The sequence below is a fragment of the Serratia sp. CY47280 genome (genome assembly GCF_052168655.1).
Taxonomy (GTDB): domain Bacteria; phylum Pseudomonadota; class Gammaproteobacteria; order Enterobacterales; family Enterobacteriaceae; genus Serratia; species Serratia bockelmannii.
In genome coordinates this window covers 1295384-1319457 of record NZ_JBJNMG010000001.1, presented here as the reverse complement: position 1 = coordinate 1319457, position 24074 = coordinate 1295384, and the positions used below count along the sequence as shown (strand labels likewise).

At 56.2% G+C, this 24074-nt stretch carries 3 protein-coding genes; all 3 read left to right on the top strand.

Annotation, left to right across the window (positions count from 1 at the left end):
* Window positions 1-3 precede the first annotated feature (3 nt).
* The 3 genes from ACJ8J4_RS06315 (at window position 4) to ACJ8J4_RS06305 (ending at window position 24061) form a co-directional block, all read left to right on the top strand.
* A complete protein-coding gene (locus ACJ8J4_RS06315; protein ID WP_264383602.1) occupies window positions 4-7134 on the top strand; it encodes a non-ribosomal peptide synthetase in 7131 nt (2376 codons plus the stop codon).
* Window positions 7134-23180 carry an amino acid adenylation domain-containing protein gene (locus tag ACJ8J4_RS06310; RefSeq protein ID WP_442516030.1) on the top strand — a complete coding sequence of 5349 codons (16047 nt, stop codon included), beginning with the start codon at window positions 7134-7136 and terminating at the stop codon, window positions 23178-23180. The genes ACJ8J4_RS06315 and ACJ8J4_RS06310 overlap by 1 nt, the downstream gene beginning before the upstream one ends.
* 146 nt (window positions 23181-23326) lie before the next feature.
* Window positions 23327-24061 carry a thioesterase II family protein gene (locus ACJ8J4_RS06305; RefSeq protein WP_164067359.1) on the top strand — a complete coding sequence of 245 codons (735 nt, stop codon included), beginning with the start codon at window positions 23327-23329 and terminating at the stop codon, window positions 24059-24061.
* Window positions 24062-24074: the final 13 nt, after the last annotated feature.

Sequence of the window (24074 nt, the reverse complement as noted above, 5' to 3'; positions counted from 1 at the left end):
TCCATGAAGATTCTGAACATTCTTGTCAACCACACCGTAGAACCGTTGCGCAGCCATATTGTCCGTTACTTGCTGGATGCCGGCCACTTTGTCTACTTAATCGGTCTGAGCGACGCTGAGCGAACGCGCTGGACAGGTTCGCAGCACAACCTCTTTTGCTATTCCGACGTTGGCGATCAGCGTATCGACTATGAGCTCTGTCTCGAAGAAAGCGCCTCGGTGAGAGGCCCCATCGTCCGGTTAGCCGTTTTCGCCGATCGACAAAATGTGTTGTTCCAGATTCATGCTGAAGAAGACGGGAATATCAGGGCGTTAGCTGAGCGTGAGCTGCCGTGGCGGGAAGCCCGCCGAGCGTTGTCGCAGACGGTGTTGGGCGAGTTGTTCATCGATGGCGTGGTCATGCTCAGCCGTGAGGCGAAAGATCTGGATATTGCTCTGCCCGAAGGGCCAAACCGAGTTACGGATTGGCTGGTTGCCCAGCAGAGGGTACAGCAAGAGCAGCGAGCGCTGGAAAACGATGAACCGCGTTATGGCTGCTTCAACCTGAGGGATGAAGTGTCTGCCGTTAACGATGCTGCAGTGGTTCAACGGACCATCGATGGCGTTGCGCAGCCGCAACAGGCTTTGCTGTTGGCTTTCCAGTTGCAGTTTCTGCTCAACGCACGGCGGCCTGGGCTTTATGCTCTGCAATTGCAAGATAGGCAACGCAGCAGCAAAGTATTACGGTTACTCAACGGAACGGAAACATACGCCGAGCTCTCTCCTTGGTTAGTGCGGGTACTGCAGGGGGACCCGGCGAACCCATTCTACGAATCCCATCATGACGGCCGTTTTTTATCTGTGGTTGGTGTAGATGTCATCATGGATGAGGGGGATGTCGACGCGGCAGCGGCCCCGATCAGGATCGTATGGAACAGCACGCGCTGTACGCTCAGTTTGCAATTTTACGGCGAAAACCCATTTTTCGACGTTGTAGCCGCAAATATCGATGAGTTTATGGCGGCGCTCGCCACATTCATGCGTAATGAAGGGGATATAGATGCGTTGACCGGCGTGTCTGAAAATAGCTACCAACGTTATTATGCGAAAATTAATGCCACGCAATGTGAATATCCGAGACAGACTATCGTCGGGATGTTTGAACAACAGGCAAGGGCGCTTAACGATCACCCTGCAGTGATAACGAAAAATGAAACGCTCAGTTATCGAATGCTGCAGCAACAGGCCAGTCGCCTGGCCGACTATCTGCAACGGCAATATGGGGTAGCGGCAGGCGACAAAATTGCCTTGATGATGCCGCGTGAGGCGGAGTTGGCAGTATGCCTGATGGCCGTGCTTAAGCTGGGATGCGCCTATATTCCGATCGACAAAAATGCGCCCGTAGTGAGGACCTATTCTATTTTGGCCGATGCCCAGCCGGCGTTAATCATCGGTGCGCATGCTCAGTCAGCTGGCAGCCTGCCGCAAGGGCTGAGTTATTTGGATTGGCGTGAATATGCCGCTTCTCCTTTCGCTGGGGCTGACGGTTGCAACGAATTCCCCTCCCAGGCTGAGGCTTCAGCATTGGCCTATATTATTTACACCTCGGGAACGACAGGTAAGCCTAAAGGGGTTGCCGTAGAACATCGCAGCTTTGTGAATATCGCCAGCGATATTTCTCGACGCATGTCTGTGACGCATCAGGATCGTTTTCTGGCGATCACGACGTTGGCATTTGATATTTCAACTCTGGAAATATTTATGCCGCTCATGTTTGGCGCCACGGTGGTATTAACCGACCAGAAGACGTTGTTGGCGAATAATGACTTGCCGCACTTTATCGCGAGTCATTCCGTGAGCCTGATGCAGGGGACGCCTTCTTTTTGGCATCAGGTCGCGCAGCAATATGCCGAGACAACGCTACCCGTTCGGGCATTGTGCGGTGGGGAAGCGGTGCCGCATGCGGTGGCGCGTTGGTTGTCAGAAAACACCGAGCGTGCGTGGAATGTGTATGGGCCAACCGAAACGACGGTTTGGTCTACCGCGGATGAACTGTTGCCTGGGGTTGATAGCGTCACCATTGGGCGCCCGCTGGCGAATACCCAGTGCTTTATCTTGGACGAACGGCGGCGTTTACTTCCTCCCGGCGTGATCGGGGAAATGTATATTTCGGGGTTGGGCGTTGCGCGCGGTTACTACGGCAATGCGCGTCAGACGCAAGCAAGCTTTTTGCCGAACATATGTTCCAGCACGCCGTCAGCCTGGTTCGGTCGCATCATGTACAAGACGGGCGATCGCGTGCGTTGTTTGCCCGACGGCAGATTTGAATACCTCAGCCGATGGGATAACCAGATAAAATTGCGGGGACATCGGATCGAACTGGGTGAAATAGAGTCGGTTTTGCGAACCTACCCCGGGATGCAGCAGGTTGTTGTAAATTTACAGCCGGCCAAGGAAGAACAACAGGCGTTCCTGGTTGCCTATTATCAGGCCAAATCGCCGGTGGCACGCCAGCAACTGCAGGATTATCTGGTGACGCAGCTTCCGGACTACATGCTCCCCAGCGCTTATATGTACCTGCCTGAGATCCCCTTGAATATGAATGGCAAAGTGGATCGTAAAGCCTTGCCGCAGGTACAAGCGCAAGATAAAGCGCATTACGTAGCGCCGGGAAACGAGTTCCAGCGATGCCTGTGCCAGCTATTCCAGGATGTATTGGGGAGCGAAAGCGGACGAATCGGCATTACCGACGACTTTTTTGCTTTGGGAGGCAACAGCCTGTCGGCCATTCGCTTGGTAAATCGCATAAACGGTACGCTTCAGTGCGATCTGAAAGTTAAAGATATTTTCGAAAGAAAAAATGTGGCCAGGTTAACGCCATTGGTGGCCGCCGGGCGCGGCAGTTTTCTTTACCAAGACTACCAGATTGCACAATGTGATGAGACCCATCTGTACCATCCTTTCCCGCTGAATAATGTTCAGCAATCTTATTATCTGGGACGAATGAAAAGTTTCGATCTCAGCGAGGTCTCTACCCATATTTATAATGAATTTGTTTTCGACCATATTGATCACGAAAAATTGGAGCGTGCCTATAATCAACTTATTGCACGCCATCCTGCGTTGCGCACCGTATTTGAAGAGGGAGAACAGCGATTTTTAAGTGCGGCAGCGCATTACAAAATAGGCTACCACCCCCTGAGAAATGAAGACGAGCTATTGGCTTTGCGCGCCGAGTACTCGCACAAGGTTTACAAACCGGATTGTTATCCGCTGTTCGATATTTTCCTGAGCGAGTATCAAGGGAAATACCTTCTGCATGTCAGCTTTGATGCCATTATCATTGACATGACCAGTTTTGAAATATTATTCGGCGAGTGGATTGCGTTATATCACGACGAAAATCTGGCGCTGCCGCCGCTGGATATCAGCTACCGCGATTATCAGCTGCAGTACGAGCGCCTGCGCGGCAGCGCATTATTTGAGCGGGCGCAGCAATATTGGCTGCAGAAAATCGATGATTATACGCTGGAGGTCGGATTGCCGCTGGCCGCGCATCCCGCCAGGATCGATAAGCCGAGCTTCCGGCGTTTGTCTGCGACGATACCCATGTCGAGTTGGCAAAAGATCGTCGACAAGTGCCAGCGCTTCAATATTAGTCCGACCGCTCTGATCCTTGAGCTCTACAGCAGAACGTTATGTTATTGGTCTGGTCAAGAGAGCCTTTGCCTTAATTTAACGCTGTTCAACCGTTTGCCGTTACATTCTCAGGTCGAGCAAATTATTGGCGATTTTACCGTTTTAAGCCTGTTCAATTACCAACGTCAAAATGGCGTTGCGATGAGCGAACAGCTATCGGCTATCCACCGCACCTTGCTTAATGACGTCGATAATAATTTATTTGACGGCATTGACGTACAGCGTTTGTTGAAACAGCGGCGGAATCTGCCCGCCAATACGGTTATCGCGCCGGTGGTGCTGACCAGCGTGCTTGGCATGAACAATAAAGCGAGCATGTTTGAATTGCCGCTTAATGAAGGATATCGCGGCGTTCAATACGCAATCTCCCAAACGTCTCAGGTGTGGCTCGACCATAAAGCCTACGAAAACGATGAAGGGTTCGTTGCCGAGTGGGATTATGTCGAACAATTGTTTGATGAGAAAACCATCAAGGCCATGCACGAAGGCTATTGTTCTCTGATTCGATGGGTGGCAGAACACGATTGGGAAACCATGTCATTCCCGCAGCCTGAACTGCCGGCGGAACATGCGGAAGCGGTCATGCGCTGGAATGCCACGCAAAGTACGGTGTCGGAGCAAACGCTGCACGGGTTGTTCCTTTCCAGTCTGGCAACGCCGCAAACGGCCGAGCGCATTGCGGTGATCGAAACCGAAGGCGAACGCCACTTTACCTACGCCAGGCTGGAACAGGACAGCAACACGCTGGGGCGTGCGCTATTGCGGCATACCAAGGGCGAAAAGGGACATATTACCGCTATTCTGCTGGAGAAAGGGTATGCGCAGGCCGTCTCAACCCTTGGGATCATGAGAAGCGGCGGCGCTTATCTGCCGTTGCACATCGAATGGCCATGGGAGCGCATACGCGACATTCTGCAGCAAGCCCGGTGCGATATCTTGCTGCTCTCTGCTCAGCAGCGTCATGACCTGGCACATGAGCTGTCGGCGTTGCCTTCGGATATCACGATTTTGGTGTTCGACGAGATAGTGGCGCCGGCGCAGGAACGTGCGTCGACGGAGGTTGCCTGGCCGATCGTCAGGGCTGACGATCTGGCCTACATTATTTTTACCTCTGGCTCTACCGGTAAACCGAAAGGGGTAGCGATCGATCACCAGGGGGCGGTCAATACCATCCTGGCTGTTAACCAACGTTGGTCGGTCGGCCGGGAAGACCGGATACTGGCGCTGTCCGAGTTGAGCTTTGATCTGTCCGTTTACGATCTGTTTGGCTTGTTGGCCGTGGGGGGCGGTGTGGTGATCCCTTCCCAGCGAGAGACCAAAGCGCCGCAAGCTTGGGTGGCCGCGCTGCGCCGACATAACGTGACCCTCTGGAACTCGGTGCCGCAATTAGCGGGCCTGCTGGTTGACGAAGTCGAACCTGCGACGCAGGCGCTAACCCGGTTACGGCTGTTCCTGTTGAGCGGCGATTGGTTGCCGCTCAATTTGCCTCATCGCCTGAAAACCCAATCGCCAGACAGCAAGATGGTGAGCCTGGGGGGCGCGACGGAGGGCAGCATCTGGTCCATTTGGCATGAAATCGATCGGGTAGACGCGAGGTGGAAAAGCATTCCTTATGGCGTCGCCATGCCGAATCAACAGATGTGGGTGCTGGATGAGTGGGGGAGTGCTTGTCCTTTCGGCGTAACCGGAGAAATACATATCGGTGGGCTCGGCGTTGCTCAGGGATATTGGCAGGCTGAAACGCTGACTCGAGAACGCTTCATTTATCATCCAACCTATGGACGCCTGTACAAAACCGGCGATCTGGGCCGCTGGTCGGCGGAAGGCTATATCGAGTTCCTCGGCCGAAGAGATGCCCAGGTCAAGCTTAACGGTTATCGCGTGGAGCTGGAGGATATCGAGAATAACTTGAGCCAATTACCTGGGATCCGGCAGACGATCGTGCGGCTCAGCGAGGGTGACCTCATGGCTTACGTTGTTCCCGAGGCGCAACAGCCGGTGCCGCTCTATTTTGCTAACCGCGACGCATTCGTGCTTTCGCTGCCGGCGTTACGTCAAGATCTGCAACCTTCGCGAGCGATACCCTATCCGCTGGATGAAGCGGTTTACCGTGCCCGCAAGAGCACTCGCCAGTTTACCGCGGAGGCGTTATCCGCCGAAACCATCAGCAGTCTGTACGAAGCGCTGCCGGGGTGGTTGACGCAACAGATGGCGCAAGAGGGAAGCGCGCTGCCGCCTGCATCTTTGGCCGGGCTGTTGGCCGTATGCGCCGCTTTCCGTTCGCCGCAGCGCGCGTTGCCAAAATATCGCTATCCTTCGGCCAGCAGCCTCTATGCGGTGCAAGTGTATCTCGGGCTCCCGGCGGCGATGGGAGAATATGCCGCGGGTTATTACTACTACCATCCGCTGGAACAGCATTTGTACCAGGCAGAAGCGTCGGGAGAACACACCGGGCCTTATCTGGACTTGGTGGTTCGGTGGGAAACCATCACCGCGTTATATGCCGAGCGCGCATTCGCTTTGGCGCAGATAGAAGTCGGCCACATGTTGGCCTTGCTGACTGAGCATCTCCAGTCTTTGGGCGTCGCTTATTACGTCAAGCCTGCTGACGCCGTTTCACCTGACGAGGGGGCATTAGCGTGTCGGATCCACCTCGGCGTTTGCGCCGTCACTTCACCACCGCAAGTCAGCGTCGATTTCAGCGTGATGGAAAACGAGGGGGGAACCTATGTCGCTCGCGCGTCAGGGCGACACTATTGCCTCGGTGAGACCTCCGTGCTGGCCGAATCATCAGACGTGTACGGGGTGTTGCAGTCGTCTCAGGTGTTGTTGCAGGCCCATGGCGCTAAGAACGCGTGCCATTATCAGGCCAGTGGCTGGATGATGCAGCGATTTGGCGCGCTCGCCGCCCAGCGGCGAATTGGCGGCTGCATTCTTGGCGTCACGCCGGCCGAGGACACGTTGTGCAGCATGGCGATAGGGTATGCGCGGGCCGAGGATGAACCGGCCTTTGACGTTCCTGCGCTCACTGTCTCGATGACCCAGGCGATCAGACGGCATTTGGCGCGTCGTTTGCCGGACTATATGTTGCCGCAGCACGTTACTTTGATCCCGGAAATCCCCTTGTCTAACAACGGTAAGGTCGATACATCACGCTTGCCGAAAGTCGTCAAGCACAGCGAATGTCTGGCTCCGCGCAGCGATGATGAGATACGGATGCGCCGACTTTGGGCGGAGCTTCTGGACAAGCGTGAAGAGCGAATCGGTTGTGACCAAAGCTTCTTCACTCAAGGGGGGAATTCGCTTCTGGCTATGCGACTGGTACGCAAGATCAACCTCGCGACGGGAACCGAGATGCGTCTGGAAGACCTCTACAACAACAATACGATTCAGGAAATGGCGGCGTGGGTCGCCGGGCAACCTTGTGGCAACGGCAGAGAAGAAGGGGCGCTGTAATGATGTTGACGGATTTATTGAACAACCTGAAAAAAAATAACATTTTATTGTGGGCTAAAGCGGACGATCGGTTGGGTTTTTCTGTCGACAAGGATATCGGCTTTGATGCCGATCTGAAGGCTGAAGTGGCGGCACGCAAAGACGAATTGTTGGCGCTGTTACAGGACAATGGCGTGACCAGCGAACAATTCGCGAAGGAAACGTCTTTTCTGAGGCTACCGCCAAGTAGCTGGCCACTTGCGCTGGACTCAATTCAGCAAGGCATGTATCTGCAAAGCGACATCGACGGCTTGCCGTATACCTATACGGTACCGTTGTTCATTGGATTGCCGCAGGTGGATATCGCGCGGTTGCGAAACGCGCTGCAAACCTTTTTACGGCATCAGCCCCTGTTGCGTCAGTCGATTGATAGCGATATGAAGCGCGTTTTTCTGGCGCCTGAGCAGTTTGCACTGGAAGTAGAAAGGATTTCCTGGTCCGAGCTGGAAAGTAAGAAACGGGCGTTGGCACAACAAACCTTCCCTATGCCGGAAGGGCAGTTTGCGCGCTTTGTGCTGCTGGTGCGGGCTGAGACGCAAGAGGCCGTTTTGGCGTGCGTTCACCATCATATGCTGTCTGATGCCCCTTCCGTCCAGCATTTTGCTCATCAACTGTTGAGTGCGTACGCCACACCGTCTGTATCGGCGCAGCCTGAAGCGGGGTACCTGGATTACTCCGCATATCAACAGTGGCGGGTGCGGCAAGATGATGTTCAGGCGTTCAGAACATCGTTGGCCGCCCGTTTGAATCAGGCGGAACCGCCGGCATTGCGACAGCGCCATCTCTCTGGCGTGGAGAATCGTGCCTTTGCCGTGCAGGCAGGATTGACGTCGGAGGTTGTCGAGCGTTTGACGCAGGCATGCGGCGAACGGGGACTGACGCTCTATTCTCTGTTGTTTACGACGTTCGCCCATGTATTACGGACCTTTAGCGGCCAGGACAGCGATTTCCCTATTGGACTGACAGTGATGAATCGCCCCGAGGCGTTCAGCCGCGCCATTGGGCCGTTTATCAGCACCCTGCCGGTCATCGCCGCATTGCGCGCAGACCAAAGCGTGTTGAGCAATGTCAAAAGCATTCAGCACGATATTTTGCAGTTGCAGGAACATCCGTGGGTGAACATTGGGCACTTGGCGCCGGAGATCGACGGTGGCGCGGTGCGCATCAATGAACTGGTTCAGCTGCTATTTACCTTCCATAACTTTGAAAACGGCGATATCGCCGTCCCCGGCGTGGAATATCGTCTGGAGCCTTATCCCGATCTGGCGGAAAAGTTTGGCATGTCCTTATTTGCCGCTCAACGAGACGGTCAAATCGATTTCACGTTAACCGCGGCGGAGAATCGTTACGAAGAGGACTACGTTCGCAATATTCTCGAGGCGTTAGTTTATGCGCTGGGCCAGTTTGATCGGCAATCCTGGGAGACGCCGCTCGAACAAATCGATTTAATCACGCCAGCCCAGCGTCGGCAGGTGCTGTCTGAATGGAATGACACGCGCTGCGATTATTCAGAAGATGAGCATATCGCGTCTTTATTGGAAGCGCAGGTAGCGCTGACGCCGGACAATATCGCCTGTGCGGATCGGCATCGGCAATTGACGTATCGCCAGTTGAATCTACAAGCCAATCAGTTGGCGGCCGCCTTATCGTCACGTGGGGTGGGGCATGGCGCCTGCGTTGCGCTGTGTCTGGATCGCAGCGTCGAGCTGTTGGTCGGTATTTGGGCGATCCTGAAATTGGGGGCCGCCTATTTGCCTGTCGACCCGGCATTCCCCGACGATCGTCTCGATTACATTCTACAGGATAGCCGGGCCGACGTAATTATCTGCCATCAGGCCTACCGACACCGGGTGGCGGCGCCAGGGCGGCGGCTGGTGGTGTTGGATGATGAATCGCTGCGCCACGAGCTTGAGTTGTTGAGCGATGAAAACATGGCGCGTCAGATATCACCGAACGATCTGGCCTATGTCATCTATACCTCCGGGACCACAGGGCAGCCCAAGGGCGTGATGTGCACGCACCGCGGTTTGATCAACCGTATCCAATGGATGAATAAATCCTATCCGCTGACGGCAGCCGATCGGGTGTTACAAAAAACGCCGTACATTTTTGACGTCTCCGTATGGGAACTGATTTGGGCCTCTCTTTACGGCGCCAACATCGTTTTTGCCGATCCGGATGGCCACAAGGACGCGGATTATCTGATTGAGCTGATCGAGCGCGAAACCATCACCGTACTGCATTTTGTGCCATCCATGCTGGCGGCTTTTACCGAGACATTACAGGGCATTCAACGCGATCGAAACGTCAGCTTGCCGAGCTTGCGCTACGTGTTCTGCAGCGGTGAAGAGCTCAAACTGACCCAGGTCAAAGGGATTAAGCAGTGTTTGCCTCATATCGCCCTGCACAATCTTTATGGGCCAACCGAAGCCTCCATCGATGTGCTGTATTTCGACTGTAACGGTCCGGATATAGATAACGTCCTGATCGGGCGGCCGATTGATAACATGAAAGTGTTGGTCCTGGACAAAGGGCAGCGGCTTTTGCCGCCCGGTGCGGTGGGTGAACTCTACCTTTCCGGCGTCGGACTGGCGCGCGGCTATCTGAATAAAGCGGCGCTGACGGCGGAGAAATTCATCGTCAATCCGTATTGCACCGAATGGGATGAGCGGGCGGATGACTATGCCTGTTTGTATAAAACCGGTGATTTGGTGTATCAGCGGAATGATGGGCAAATCGTTTATGTTGGCCGCAATGATTTTCAGGTGAAAATACGCGGATATCGCATTGAGTTGGGTGAAATCGCCCAGCGTCTCGAAGCGTTTGACTTGGTGCGCCAGGCGGTGGCGCTGGTTTATCAACAGCCCCATCCCCGCCTCGTGGCCTATTACACGGCGCAGGCACCGTTGCCGGAGGCGACGCTACAACACTTTCTTGCCGCCGCCTTGCCCGAGTACATGGTGCCGGAGACCTTTATCTGGTTGAAAGAATGGCCCGTCACGGTGAATGGCAAACTGGATCGGCGTGCGCTTCCTGAACCGTCTCTGCCGGTCGTACAGGAACGTGTCGCACCGCAGTCGGAGAGGGAAGCGCAGATCGCCGCCATTGTTGCGGAAATGATGGGGATCGATGAAGCGCATTTCAGCTGTGAGGCTAACCTGTATCAGTTGGGGCTGGACAGCATCATGGCGATCAAGCTGGTGAGCAAATTGCGCCAGGCGATGGGCGTATCGATCCGGGTGAAAGACGTGTTCGCCAGCAAAACCGTGCATGCACTCCATTTACGTCTCGCTCAGCATCAGCAGCAGGTGATGATTGAAGGCAAACGGGAGCAGGGCGTATTGGTTGGCGAGTTGCCGCTGCTGCCTGTCCAACGCTGGTTCTTTGACTGCGCATTCCCTTATCCGAGTTATTGGAACCAGGCGTTTCTGCTGGATGTGCCGGCGCTGGACGTCGAACGCCTGCGCGAAGCGCTGCACGCATTGATTCAACATCACGATGCGCTACGCCTGACGTTTACGTCTGAGGATTCGTCGCATTGGCGCCAAGGCTATCAACCGATGACGGACGCCATCGAACTGCGGTGTCATCATGTCGAACGCTCGGCACCGCAATGGCAAGAGGCCCTGTCCGCCGTGCTGACCGAATGGCAAAGCGATATCGATCTGGCCGACGGGCCTCTTTATCGTTTTGGTTATGTCACGGGGTTCGACAAGGGGCGAGCCCGTATTTTCTGCGCTTGCCACCATTTGGTGCTCGATAGCGTCAGCTGGGGCATTCTGGCCCGCGATCTGGCGAACGCCTACCACGGTGAAAGCCTTGGAGATAAGGGAACGAGTTATCGTCAGTGGACTGAGCACTTCGAGCAATATTGTGCCAATCACGCGGAAGAGGCGTCTTACTGGCGGGCCAGGATGGCGGACTACCGCCCCGTTGCGTTGCCGGCTGCGCGCGGCGCTACGATGGCATGCAGCCGCCTCGCGTTATCAATAAAAGTGACGCAGGCGCTGCAAACCGAGGGTTTACGTGCCTTCAATGCGAAAGTCGACGAATGTTTGCTGGCGTGTGCAGACGGCATGCTCGCTCACTGGTTTAACGGAGAGCTGACCCATGTCACCGTTGAAGGGCACGGACGCGAAGAGATTGATGCCACTCTGGACGTTCATCGTTGCGTCGGGTGGTTCACGTCACTTTATCCCTGTGCGCTCTCATCCTCTCCCGATCCGGCAATGCGTTTGCAGGCGGCCAAAGCGCAACTGCGCGGCGTGCCTCATCAGGGCGTAGGATTTGGCGCGTTTGCCCGTGAGCTAGGGTTGCCGCTGCCCAATGTTTGTTTCAACTACCTGGGACAGCTGACTTCGCCGGATGAAAAGGATTGGGCGCTGGTCATGTCGCCGGTCGGTGAGACGCGCCATCCTGACAACGGCTTGCCTTTCGGTATTACGCTCTTTAGCTACATAGAGCAAGGTCGGTTGCAGCTCGAAGTCGTCAGCGGTCTGTCCGGTGAGCAAAATCAACAGTTGCTGGAGGCCTGGGAGGCGGCTATAGACACGCTGATAGCGTGCTGTGAACGGCAGGGAAGAACCCAATACGGCCTTGGCGATTTCATCAATGTTGCGGATGAACGCGACTTACAGCATTTACCTCTGCAGGGCGGTGCCGAAAACGGCGACTGCTTTGCCATGACCGAGATTCAGAAAGCCTATCTGGTTGGGCGCTTTGAAAACTATGAGATCGGCAACGTCGCCAACCACATCTACAACGAGTTCGTGTATCCGCGCCTTGATGACGAACGTCTGGAGCTGGCGATTAACCGATTGATCGCCCTCTGTCCGGTGCTGCGCACCGTGTATGACGCGGAAAGCATGACTCAGCGCTTCATTTCGGTGTCGCAGGCCGGCCATTATGCCTTGGCGGTGAATGACCTGCGCCTCGACGATGAGGCTACCGCGCTGGCGCGCGTGCGCAAGCGTCTGTCCCATCAGGTCTATCAGGTCGACCGTTTCCCGTTGTTCACTTTTGAAATCAGCCGGCTGCGCGATCGCGACGTGCTGCATATCAGTCTCGATCTGATTTTGCTGGATGTGCAAAGCCGTCTGGCGCTGTATCAACTGCTTAATGCGCTGTATCGGGGAAATGTCTTGCCGCCGCTGGCAACCGTGAACTTCAAAGACTACCAGGAGCATCTGGCCCATCTGAAGGCCTCCCGTTGGTATCAACGAGATTGCGCTTATTGGCAGGACAAGCTGGCCGATATGCCGCTGCGGCCAAACTTACCGCTCAAGGTACCGTCGGCCACGGTTGAACACCCGCGCTTTGCAGAGCATACGCTATATATAGACAAACAAATTTGGCAGGATTTCAAACGGCAAGCGCAGCATTATCAGGTCTCATACTCGTCGGTATTGCTGAGCCTCTATGGCTACCTCATCGCGCGATATTCCGGCAACAGCGAGTTTCTCATTACCATGACGCTGTTCAATCGCTACGCGGTTTGCGAGGACGTAAACGACATTTTAGGTGATTTTACCTCGACCAACCTGTTCCACTTTCGCGATGCCGGCGAGGATCTGTTCACCACCATCGAGACGACGCATAAGCGCATGTGGGACGACATTCAGCATGCGTTGTACAGTGGGTTGGATGTGCAGCGCGATCTGGTGAAACTGCACGGCCTGGATCGCCATTCGGCGGTGTCGCCGTTGGTCTTCACTGGCGTCGTAGGGCAACAAACCGGCGATTGGGATAAACAGGCGTATCTGGAAGACAGCGAGGCGCGCGAGCAGCGATATTGGTGTGCGCAAACCTCTCAGGCTTGGATCGACCTGCAGGCTATTGAAGTCGATGGCCGCTTTATGAGCAAGTGGCTTTATGTCGAACAGCTGTTTGATGAAGAAACCATTGCGCATCTGAATCGCGCCTATTGCCGTCTGATCTCGCTATTAGCGCAGCAGCCTTGGGAAACGCCGGTGGGATGCGAAAACTATTTGCCTGAAGCGCAAAGAGAAATGATGCAGCGGGCAAATGCCGTCACTCAGCCTCTCAGTGAAGAAACCCTGTTCAGCGCGTTCGATCTGTTGGCGACGCAAGCACGGCATCGAGAAACGATCGCGGTGTATGACGGGGAAGCGGCGATCGGCATGACCTATGGCCAATTGAAACAAGACAGCGATGCGTTGGCGCAGCAGGGGATGGGCTCATCTGCGCCGCTGATTGCCGTATTGGCGGAAAAAAGCTACGCCCAGGTCTGTGCCTGTCTGGCGATCATGAAGGCCGGCAAGGGCTATCTACCGTTGCATGTGGAGTGGCCGGCGGGGCGCATCGCCGATATTTTACAACAGGCCGGTGTAGAACAGCTCTGGCTGACCCGGGCACAGTCGGCGCGTGCGGATATCCGGACACTGAGCGAAGCGGGTTATCAACTGCTGGTCATCGAGGATATGCTGGATGAGGCGACCGCTTTGCCACCGTGTTTCGGCTTGCCGCACGTCAGCGCCGCCGATGTGGCCTATGTCATTTTCACTTCCGGTTCCACCGGGCGGCCAAAAGGGGTCACCATCGATCACCGTGGCGCAGTGAATACGCTGCAAGCGGTAAATCGACGCCTCTCGCTGACCGCTGAAGATGCCCTGTTCGCGCTGTCTGAATTGAGCTTCGATCTCTCCGTCTATGACATCTTCGGCGCGCTTAGCGTCGGTGCGGAGATCGTCTTACCGGCTCAAGAGAGCGTAAAAGATCCGGAGCGGTGGTTGCCGCTGCTTGCTGAGCGTGAAGTCACCGTCTGGAACAGCGTTCCACAGCTTGCCGGGCTGCTGGCCGATGCCGTGGCACGGCAGGGATGCTCACTGCCAAGGCTGCGCGCATTTTTAATGAGCGGTGATTGGATCCCGCTGAATCTGCCGGAGACGTTGCGCACACTTTGGCCGCACGCTGACTGCATCAGCCTGGGCGGGGCGACTGAGGGCAGCATTTGGTCCGTTTGGTACCCAATAGAGGCGATCGATCCGGCCTGGCGCTCCATCCCTTATGGCACTGCGATGCCTCATCAGGCGCTTTATGTTTTGGATCCGCAGGGACAGATGTGTCCGGTTGGCGTGACCGGTGAGCTCTATCTTGGCGGGATGGGGGTGGCATTAAATTATTGGCGAAATCCACAGCTCACGGCGGAGCGTTTCATTTCGCACCCTCGTCACGGACGCCTCTACAAGACGGGCGATTTAGGGCGCTGGCATGCGGCAGGTTATGTCGAATTCCTGGGGCGCAACGACTTCCAGGTCAAGCTGCGCGGGCATCGCATTGAGCTCGGGGAGATTGAAAGCCGGCTTCTGCAATGCGGCGGGATTCACCAGGCCGTGGCACTGGTGATGGCGCAGCCGGCACCGATGCTGGTGGCTTATTACGTCGGCGAAGCGAACGCTGACGAGAAAATGCTCCGTTCGCGACTGGCTGAACAATTGCCGGAGTATATGGTACCGGCGCATCTTATCGCTTTGGATGCCTTGCCGCTGACGGCGAATGGCAAACTGGATCGCAACGCCTTGCCGCTACCCGCAGCCGAAGAGCAGGCGACTTATTGCCCGCCGCGTGACGACCGTGAACATCAACTGTGTCGGCTGTGGGGCGAGATCCTGCACGTGCCGGCGGATGAACTCAGTACCCAGGCGGATTTGTTCCAGTTGGGCATCGACAGTATCGCCAGTATCCAAATGGCGGGGCGGTTAAGGCGCGAATTGCAGCTGGATGTCACGCTGAAAGAGTTGCTGACGTATCGCACCATCGCATCGTTCTACGACACTCTGCTCGGCCGTCAAACCGTTGGCGGCATCCAGACCGTGCAGCGCGAAACAGGGGCCTTGAGCGGCGCAGTTCCGCTGCTGCCCATCCAGCAATGGTTCCTGGCACATGATCTGCCGCATCCGCAGCAGTGGAACCAGTACGGGCTGTTGGTGGCGCCTGGCATGACAATGGCCCGTCTGCAATGCCTGTTGCCGCGCCTCGTGGCGCAGCACGACGCGTTCAATCTGCGCTTCGAAAAAGATACCCAGGGAGAATGGCGTCAATGCTACCAGCCGCAGGCTGCGCTGCCGCCATGCCACGCTTTGGACATTCGCGCATTGTCGCTGCCGGAAGACCACCCGGGTTTTGACGCCGCGCTGTTGCAGCGTTTTGCCGATTGGCAGCAGGCGTTCGATCTGCAGAGCGGGCCTTTGGCCGCGTTCGCCGTTCTTGAAGGGTACGCGGACGGCAAGGCCAGGGTGTTCGTCGCTTGCCATCACCTGATTGTCGATGCGGTCAGTCTGCAGGTGATCGTCGACGATTTACGACGCCTGAGCCAAGAGGAAACGCTGCCGGAGAAGGCCAGCAGCTATCGCCAATGGGTGAACCATCTGCGGCAACGTGCGCAAATTACCTCTCATGAACGTGAAGAGTGGCTGGGGCAATTGCCGGGCAGCGAAGTTCATGCGTTGCAAGCGCTGGGCGGAACCGCGACGACGCGTCATGCCCTTGCGTGGGGAGAAGGGCCATCCTGTCGCTTGATGCAGCACCTCGCCATGTTCGGCATGCAGCCGCAGGACATGGTGGCCTGGGCGGTTGGCCGCGTTTTGCATGATTTGACCGGACAAACCGCCTTTAGCCTATGGTTTGAGGGGCACGGTCGGCAAGCGGATGAGCGAACGCTGGATATCTCCAGGACGATGGGCTGGTTCACCAGTCGTTATCCCGTGCGTTTTAGCTATCAACGCGATGCCAGGGAGCATTTGCTCGCGGTGAAAAATAATCTGAGACGTTGGTCGCAGCGGGCGGAAAACTTCGGTGTCCTGTGTGGTTTGCCCGTGGTGAGAGAGGACGGCATCAGCATCAACTACCTGGGCAAGATGGAGGCGGCGGGAGACTGGGCGCTGGATCACCACTTTGTGGGGCTGCATCGCCATGCCTCCCAGGAAGGGACGCATCTGATCGATATCGTCGTGTTGAACGTTGGCGATCGTCTTGAATTGCGGGTCGAAAGCCGGCTGCGGGAGCATGACGCGGCCTGGTTGACGCAGCGGCTTATTCGAGAGTTGGAAGATGGCCTGGTATCAATGAATTGGCCATCCTGGCGTTGGTTAACCGAATCGGATGTCGATTTCGCCCTCCCGCAACCCCATCTGGATCGGCTGCAACATGCGCAGGCGGTTGATGCGGTCTTCATGGCCAATAGTCTGCAGCAAGGGATGTTGCACCATTCGCTGGCCTTTGGCGACGCCGATCGGGTGTATCGCGTGGCTACGCGCTGGGATTATCACTGTGCGATCGAGCCCGAGACGTTCAAGCGGGCGTGGCAATGGGTGCAACAGCAGTTCTCCTGCCTGCGGTTGCGGTTCGACTGGCGCGGTGAAATCGTGCAAGTCGTGGATCATGAAGGGCGCTTCCCTTGGCACGTCCATGACATCAGCCATCTGTCGCCTGAAGAGCGGGAACACGCCTTGCACAGGCTGCAGGAAAGTGAGCAGCAGGCCAGCTTCGATCTCCAACAAAGCGGACTGTACCGTGTCTGCCTGGTCAAACTGGCGGATGATCACTTCGCTTGCCTGTTCTGTGTACATCACGCCATCCTCGATGGTTGGAGCAGTCCGCTGCTGGTGGGGGCGCTGCATGACGCTTACCTGGCGTTTTCTCACGGACGTGAGCCGGCGGACAGACCGGATCTCTTTGCTTCAGTGCAGCGCTACATTCAACGGCATCGCGATAGGGACACGGATTTCTGGCGCGACTACCTGAGCTCGGTCGACACCTCGCCGGATCTGAGCGGATGGCGCCGTCCGGATGCGAAGTCATCGGCGTTAGCAGCCATTAAGAGCGTCTCTGCTGCAGGGATTTGCCGCTGTGAACTGAGCGCCGAAGAGCGCCGGTGCGCGCTCGAAGCTGCCCAGCGCCAAGGCATGACCCTGAACGCCTTGCTGCAATACGCCTGGCACAAGGTGCTCGCACTCTACTCCGGTGCTGCCGTGACCGTGGTGGGCACCGTGGTGGCGGGAAGGATGCTGCCGTTGAATGGTATCGAAAACACGCTGGGCATGTTCCTCAATACGCTACCGTTGAAGGTGGAGCATCAAAGCGATGTGCCTCTGATTCAGCAGGCACATCGGTTGCAGCAAGATATTAATGAAGCCAATACCCGATGCCTGGTCGATCTGGCTCATCTGCAGCCTGCGGGCCAGCGCCTGTTTGACTCGTTGTTCATTTATGAAAATTACCCGCAGCCTGATGAAGACCGCCACCGCGAACTGCGTCATCAATTCGTCGGTCGCAATGAGCAGAGGGATTATCCATTGGTCGTCAGCGTGGAGGAGGAGCCGGACGTTCTGCTGATTAAGCTGGAATATGCGGCAGAGTACTTTGATGCGGCGATGATGCGGCAAGCGATGGCACTGTTAAAGGACATCGTCGGCCACATGGCGAAAGACGCGAGTACGGAGACGGTGGCGATAGCTCCGGTTTATTGTGAGCCGGAGCAACCCTTGTTGCTTCCTGCGCCGGGGAATGCCGCCACCTTATCGCAAGTGTTGGCGCACTACGCATGCAGCCGGTCAGACGCTCCGGCGCTGAGTGACGGCGAGCGCAGCTGGAGCTACGCCCAGCTTGACGCAGAAGTGACGCAACTCGCCAATCTCATCGCCGGCCGCCTTGAGAAGACGCCGCACGCGCCTATTGCCTTGCGACTGCACAGCAAAGTCTTGACGGTCATGGCCTTGTTGGCGATAGGACGACTGGGCGCAGCTTATGTGCCGCTGGACAAAGACTATCCGCAGGAGCGTATCGATTTCATTCTGCGTGACAGCCAGGCTATCGCCGTATTGACGATGTCTGGGGATGAAGGGGCCGAGTACGGTATTCCGTCTATTCCCTTGTTCGGCACCGCGGGAGAAGCGCTGTGGCGCAAACAGGCCACGATGCCGACGTTCACACCTGCGGCGGAGAAGACCGCCTACATACTTTACACGTCCGGCACGACGGGTAAACCCAAAGGGGTTAGCGTGGGGCATGGGGCGCTGCTCGCCACATTGCGAGGTTTCTGGCAGCAGTACTTCCAGGGCAGGGAAGCGCTGAAAACGTACAGCATGACCAACCCCGTTTTCGACATTTTCGGTCTTGAATACGGTTTGCCGTTATTGAGCGGCGGCTGCGTTACCTTGGGAACTCACCATGTCACTGGGCTGGATTGCCGTAAGTTCGATTTCATCCAGTCAACGCCCAGCATGCTGGAAATTGTCCTACCGGTATTGCAGGGGGACGAGGATTGTTTACTTCTGGTCGGCGGTGAAAAGCTTGAGCCGCATTTGGCGCAGAAGGCCCTGGCTGTTTTCACGGCGCTCGTCAATGTCTACGGTCCGACGGAAACCTGCATTTGGTCAACCGGTAAACATTATCGGCGTGCCGCGACGGATCGCGTTTTAACGATAGGCCGCCCTTTGCCGGGAGAACGTTGTCTGGTGTTGGACCCGGCCGGCAGACCTTTGCCTGTCGGGGCCATCGGCGAGCTCTATATCGGGGGCAGCGGCGTGGCCGAGGGTTATCACAACCAGCCTGAGCTGACCGCCTCACGCTTTGTCTCACTGTCGTTTGCTGAGGGGATATGGTATCGCAGCGGCGATCGCGCGCGCATTTTGCCAAATCGTGAAATAGCATTCCTTGGGCGGCAGGATCAGCAAGTCAAGTTGCACGGCCATCGTATTGAGAAGGGCGAGATTGAGCAGGTTATATTGCAGCACGAGTCGATCTTGCAGGTTACCGTGCAAATATGCCAAGTGGCGGGGGATGGGAACGTCGGTCAGGCGTTGGTTGCCTATTATGTGGCGCAGGGCGAAATTAACGCCGGGCAGTTGAATGAACACGTCGGTCGACAACTGCCGGATTATATGGTGCCTGCCTATTGGATTGCGTTGTCTGCCTTGCCGCTGAACGCTAACGGCAAACTGGATGTGCGTGCGTTGCCGTCGGTTGACGCCGGTGAGGCATCTCCAGCGGCGCAGAGCGAAATCGCTACGCCGCTGGTGAAGCAGTTGCAGGTTATCTGGCAAGAATTGCTCGGTTGCGAGGCGGTGGGCGTCAATACCTCGTTCTTTGAACTGGGTGGGAACTCCATCATGTTGACCCGGCTCTATGGCATGTTACCCGACCAGGTTCAGCAAAAAATCGGTCTGATAGATCTCTTCCGTCTGCCGACCATTGCCCGCATTGCCGCGCATATCGAAGGTCGCCAACATGAAGCGGCGCCGGCACCGACGACTGGACCGATCAATGCCCGGGACGATATCGCCATTGTGGGGATGGCGGGCCGTTTCCCAGGCGCGCAAACGCTGGCGGCATTCTGGCAACGGTTATGCGATGGCGAGGCGTTTATTACGCATTACTCGCGCGAGGCGCTGGCGGCATCGGTTGACTCCGCACTGCTGGATCATCCGCATTATGTTCGCGCCCAGGGGATGCTCGACGATATCGATCGCTTTGACGCCGATTTCTTCGGCTGTACGGCTCAGGAAGCGCGTCTGATGGATCCGCAGCAGCGAATTTTCCTGGAATGCGCCTGGCATGCTTTGGAAGATGCGAACTGCGATCCGCAGCGCTTTGCCGGTGATATCGGCGTCTATGCGGCCATCGGCAACAGCAACTACGAAAGAGACGTTGTTCTACCGAACATGCCTCAGGCTGATTTGATCGATCATTACCAGTTGATGATTCATAACCAATCCCACTTCCTGGCGACAAAAACGGCGTACAAGTTGAATTTGACCGGGCCGGCGATGACGATCCAAACGGCTTGTTCATCCTCGCTGGTCGCTGTTCATCAGGCTTGTCGCGCCTTGCAGGCGGGCGACTGTCAGGTCGCATTGGCAGGCGGCATCTCCATTGGTCAATTAGCGCGCGGTGGTTACCTGTACCAGCCAGGGATGATCTTCTCACCTGATGGTCACTGCCGTCCGTTTGATGCGCAAGCGGCGGGAACCATTGAAGGACAAGGGGTAGGTGTTGTCGTGCTGAAACCTTTGGCGCAAGCGCTGGCGGACGGTGATGCTGTGTATGCCGTTGTGAAAGGGTCGGCCGTAAATAATGACGGGCGGGATAAAATGGGATTCACTGCGCCAAGCGAGAGCCGTCAACAGGCGGTGATTGCCAAGGCATTGGCCGATGCCGATGTCACGCCGGCGGACATTTCCTATGTCGAAGCGCACGGCACCGGCACGCCATTGGGCGACCCTATTGAAATTGCCGGGTTGAAAGCGGCCTTCGCCGGACAACAGGCGGAACACGCCTGCGCAATCGGCTCGGTGAAAAGTAATCTGGGGCATTTGGATGTCGCGGCAGGCATCGCCGGCTTGATTAAAACGGCGTTGTGCCTGCAGCATCGCACGTTGGTTCCCACGCTACATATGCAGCGTGAGAATCCGGCATTAAAACTGGCTGAAGGGCCGTTTTATGTGAATGTTGAAACCCGCAACTGGGAAAGCGCCACAGGGCTCCGCACCGCCGGCGTCAGCGCTTTCGGCATTGGCGGCACCAACGCGCACGTTATCCTTCAGCAGGCGCCGAACACGCCGACAACCGCACCTCAGTCCGCTCAGCGCAATATGCTTTGCGTTTCTGCGGCGGATGACGCAGCTCTCGAACGGATGAGTGAGGCTTTGGCCGATCATTTGGCAACGCATCCTGAGCATTCGATGGAGGCGGTTGGCTATGCCCTGATGGCGCAGCGACACCGCTATGCATGCCAACGGTGGGTATCCGGAGATTCACGGGAAGCGGTCGTCGCGCGGTTGCGCGAGAAGGGCGAAACGATGGCCCGACCTGCGTTCGAGGCGCAGGTGGCCTTTATGTTCCCGGGCCAGGGCGCACAATTCGTCGGCATGACACAGGCGTTATATGACGCCGAACCGCAATTCCGAGTGGAGGTCGATCGTTGCCTCGCATTGCTCGAGCCGATGATGGGCGGTGAAATAACGCGGGAAGACGTATTGGCGAACGGGGAGAGCGTACACCACACCGCAATCACTCAAGTGGCGCTGTTTGTGTATGAATATGCGTTGGCGCAGTGGTATCGCTTCCTCGGTGTTGAGCCGACGGTGATGATTGGTCATAGCCTGGGCGAATATGTTGCCGCATGTATCGCCGGCGTATTTTCACTGGAGGATGCGCTCAAGTTGATGCTCAAACGCGGTGCGCTATTGGCGCACACCGCACCGGGGGCGATGCTGGCTATCAAACAGTCGGCGGAGGGCGTAAGCGAACAGGCTGCCGCGTTGGGCGTCGATATCGCCGTCGTTAATGATTCGGGAAGCTGTGTCATTTCCGGCGCGGCGTCGGCAATCGCCTCTTTGCAGGCGAGCTTGATCGCCCAAGGGGTATCTTGCCATCCGGTTAAGGTTTCGCACGCGTTCCATTCGCGTTTATTGGAGCCTGTGTTGGCAGAGTTTAAGGCCGCGCTGCAAGAAATTGCCTTCAACGAGCCGCAGTTACCGTTTATCTCCAATTTGACCGGCCAGTGGGCAACGGCGGAACAGGTTTGTCAGCCCGAATATTGGGTGCAGCACCTGCGGCATACGGTGCAATATGACGCCGGCCTGCGTACCTTGCTTGAACGCCGTGCCGATGACAACTGGGTATTGCTGGAAGTAGGGCCGCGTCAAATTCTGAGTACGCTGGCGTCGCGCCATCCGGCATTGGGGAATGCGGCCGTTGTCGTTTCTTCACCGCGCAACGCTACGGATGAGCGGCAGGCTGCGCAGATGCTGTGGCGTTCCGTTGGCGTGCTGCATATGTCAGGTGTGGAAATCAACCAGGAGCGTTTCTGGCGGTGTACGGGGCAAGCGTCTTTGCGTCTACCGGCATATCCTTTCGCGCCTCAGCGGCATTGGTTCGGTGTGATGAATGCACCCGCTCATTCGCGGCCGGCCCCGGTTCCGGCGGAGGCAGCCGTGCACCAAGGAGATATGCAACAACGGGTGGCAATGTTGTTCAACGAGGTTCTGGGGTGTGAGTCGGTCGATCCACAGCGCGGGTTCTTCGAACTGGGCGGCGACTCGCTGAGCGCATTGCAACTGATTGGCCGCCTGCAAAAAATGACCGGTATACGTCTTGAGCTTATGGCCATGGAACAGCCGAGCGTCGTGCAAATAGCGCAATCGCTGGAGGCTCATGCGACAGCGAAGCCTCAGGGCGAAAGCGGTTTGGTGAAGCTGCGCGACGGTGAGGATGAGGGGATGATGCCACTTGTGTTGATCCACCCCATCGGCGGCGACATCTATTTCTACCGGGAGTTGGCTCAATGCTTGGGAAGCAGCAGAACGATTTATGCCATACGTTCACCTCTGCTCAATGGCTCGGGCGCCTTCGAGAGCATCGAACAATTGGCGGGAGAGTATCTGGCTTTGCTGAAGCCGCATCTTGAGCGAGGCGAATGTTGCCTGGCCGGTTCTTCGTTCGGCGGTATTATCGCGTTTGAAATGGCGCGGCAGTACCAAGAGGGAAAACATGTGTCTCTGCCGGTAGTGATGATTGATTCCCCAGGACAGGGAAATCTGCCTGCGGCCATGACGGATGAACAGATTTTGGACTACCTGCTTTCATTTGGCCTGGTGTCACTGGACATTGATTGGGATGCCTGGAAGGCGATGACCCAAATGGCGGATAAAATCCATTATTTATCTGAGATCACCAAAGGAACTGCGGCCGAAACGCTCTTTTCCTCGGCGTTCTTACCTCGTTACTTGAGCACCTGGCAACGGCATAACGTGATGATGCAGCGTTACCACCCGCATGCGTTGATGAGTGATGTGCTGTTTTTCTCTCACCGTGAGGTGATTGCAGATTTTCCTGAAAATCAAAGCAAGTTCTGGCATCCCTGGGTGTTGGGCCGCTTCGAGGTGCAGGTAATTCCGGGGAACCACCTGACGATGAACGCGGGAGAAGGCGCGGCAATGATGGCGGAAAAAATGACTTCGTGGTTAGGGCATTGGACGCTGGCTTGATGGCGCAGCGTGTTCGCTATACCTGAGGGGAAATCAGCGGGATAAACTATCCCGCTGATCCCGCTACGGTATTGATTTTGATTACGCCGCTCCCGTTCTCCGCGGTGGCGGATAGCGTCATATTCTTGCAAAGCAGAGGAAGCCGTATGTGGTTTGAGCAAATAAAAAGGGGTACCGGTGGGGATGATGAGCATATTTTATTTTGTTTCCCTTATGCCGCCGGAAATGCCGAGGTATTCGTGCCATTCTCTCACTACGTCAATAGCAATACGTCCGTGTACGCCATGCAACTGCCCGGCAATGGGCGCCGCTTTTCAGAGGCGTTGTGCAATGATGTCTACAAAATTTTGGATGAGGTTGAACGAGAAGCCACGAGCCTGATGTCGGGAAAACCGTACTCATTTCTTGGTCACAGCAATGGCGGATTATTCGCCTTTGAATTGGCGAGTCGTTTTATCGCTAAGGATAAACCGCCGGCGCGAATTTTTATCGCCGCAGAAGCACCGCCGCACATTACGGATTTTAAGCATGATCCGATGCATTCAGATGATGATGAAATGGCCGAAGTATTGCGTCGTTATGGCGGAACTCAACCTGATATTTTGGATGACGTTGATTTCAGAAGCTTATTTTTTCCTATTATACGCAACGAGCTGTCGATTAATTTTCATATGAAACGGGCGTTGAAGGAGAAGACAATCAATTATCCTTTGGTGTTGATTCACGGCAGCCGCGACAGCACTGTTTCCAAGACGGACATGGCGGCTTGGGCGCGCTATACAAGCGCGCATATCGGTCTGCACACCGTTTCGTCGGATCATTTCTTCATCAATCATCAGCCGAAAGAAGTGGCGGATATCGTGAATCAGCAGCTGGCGTAAAGCGCAGGTATGG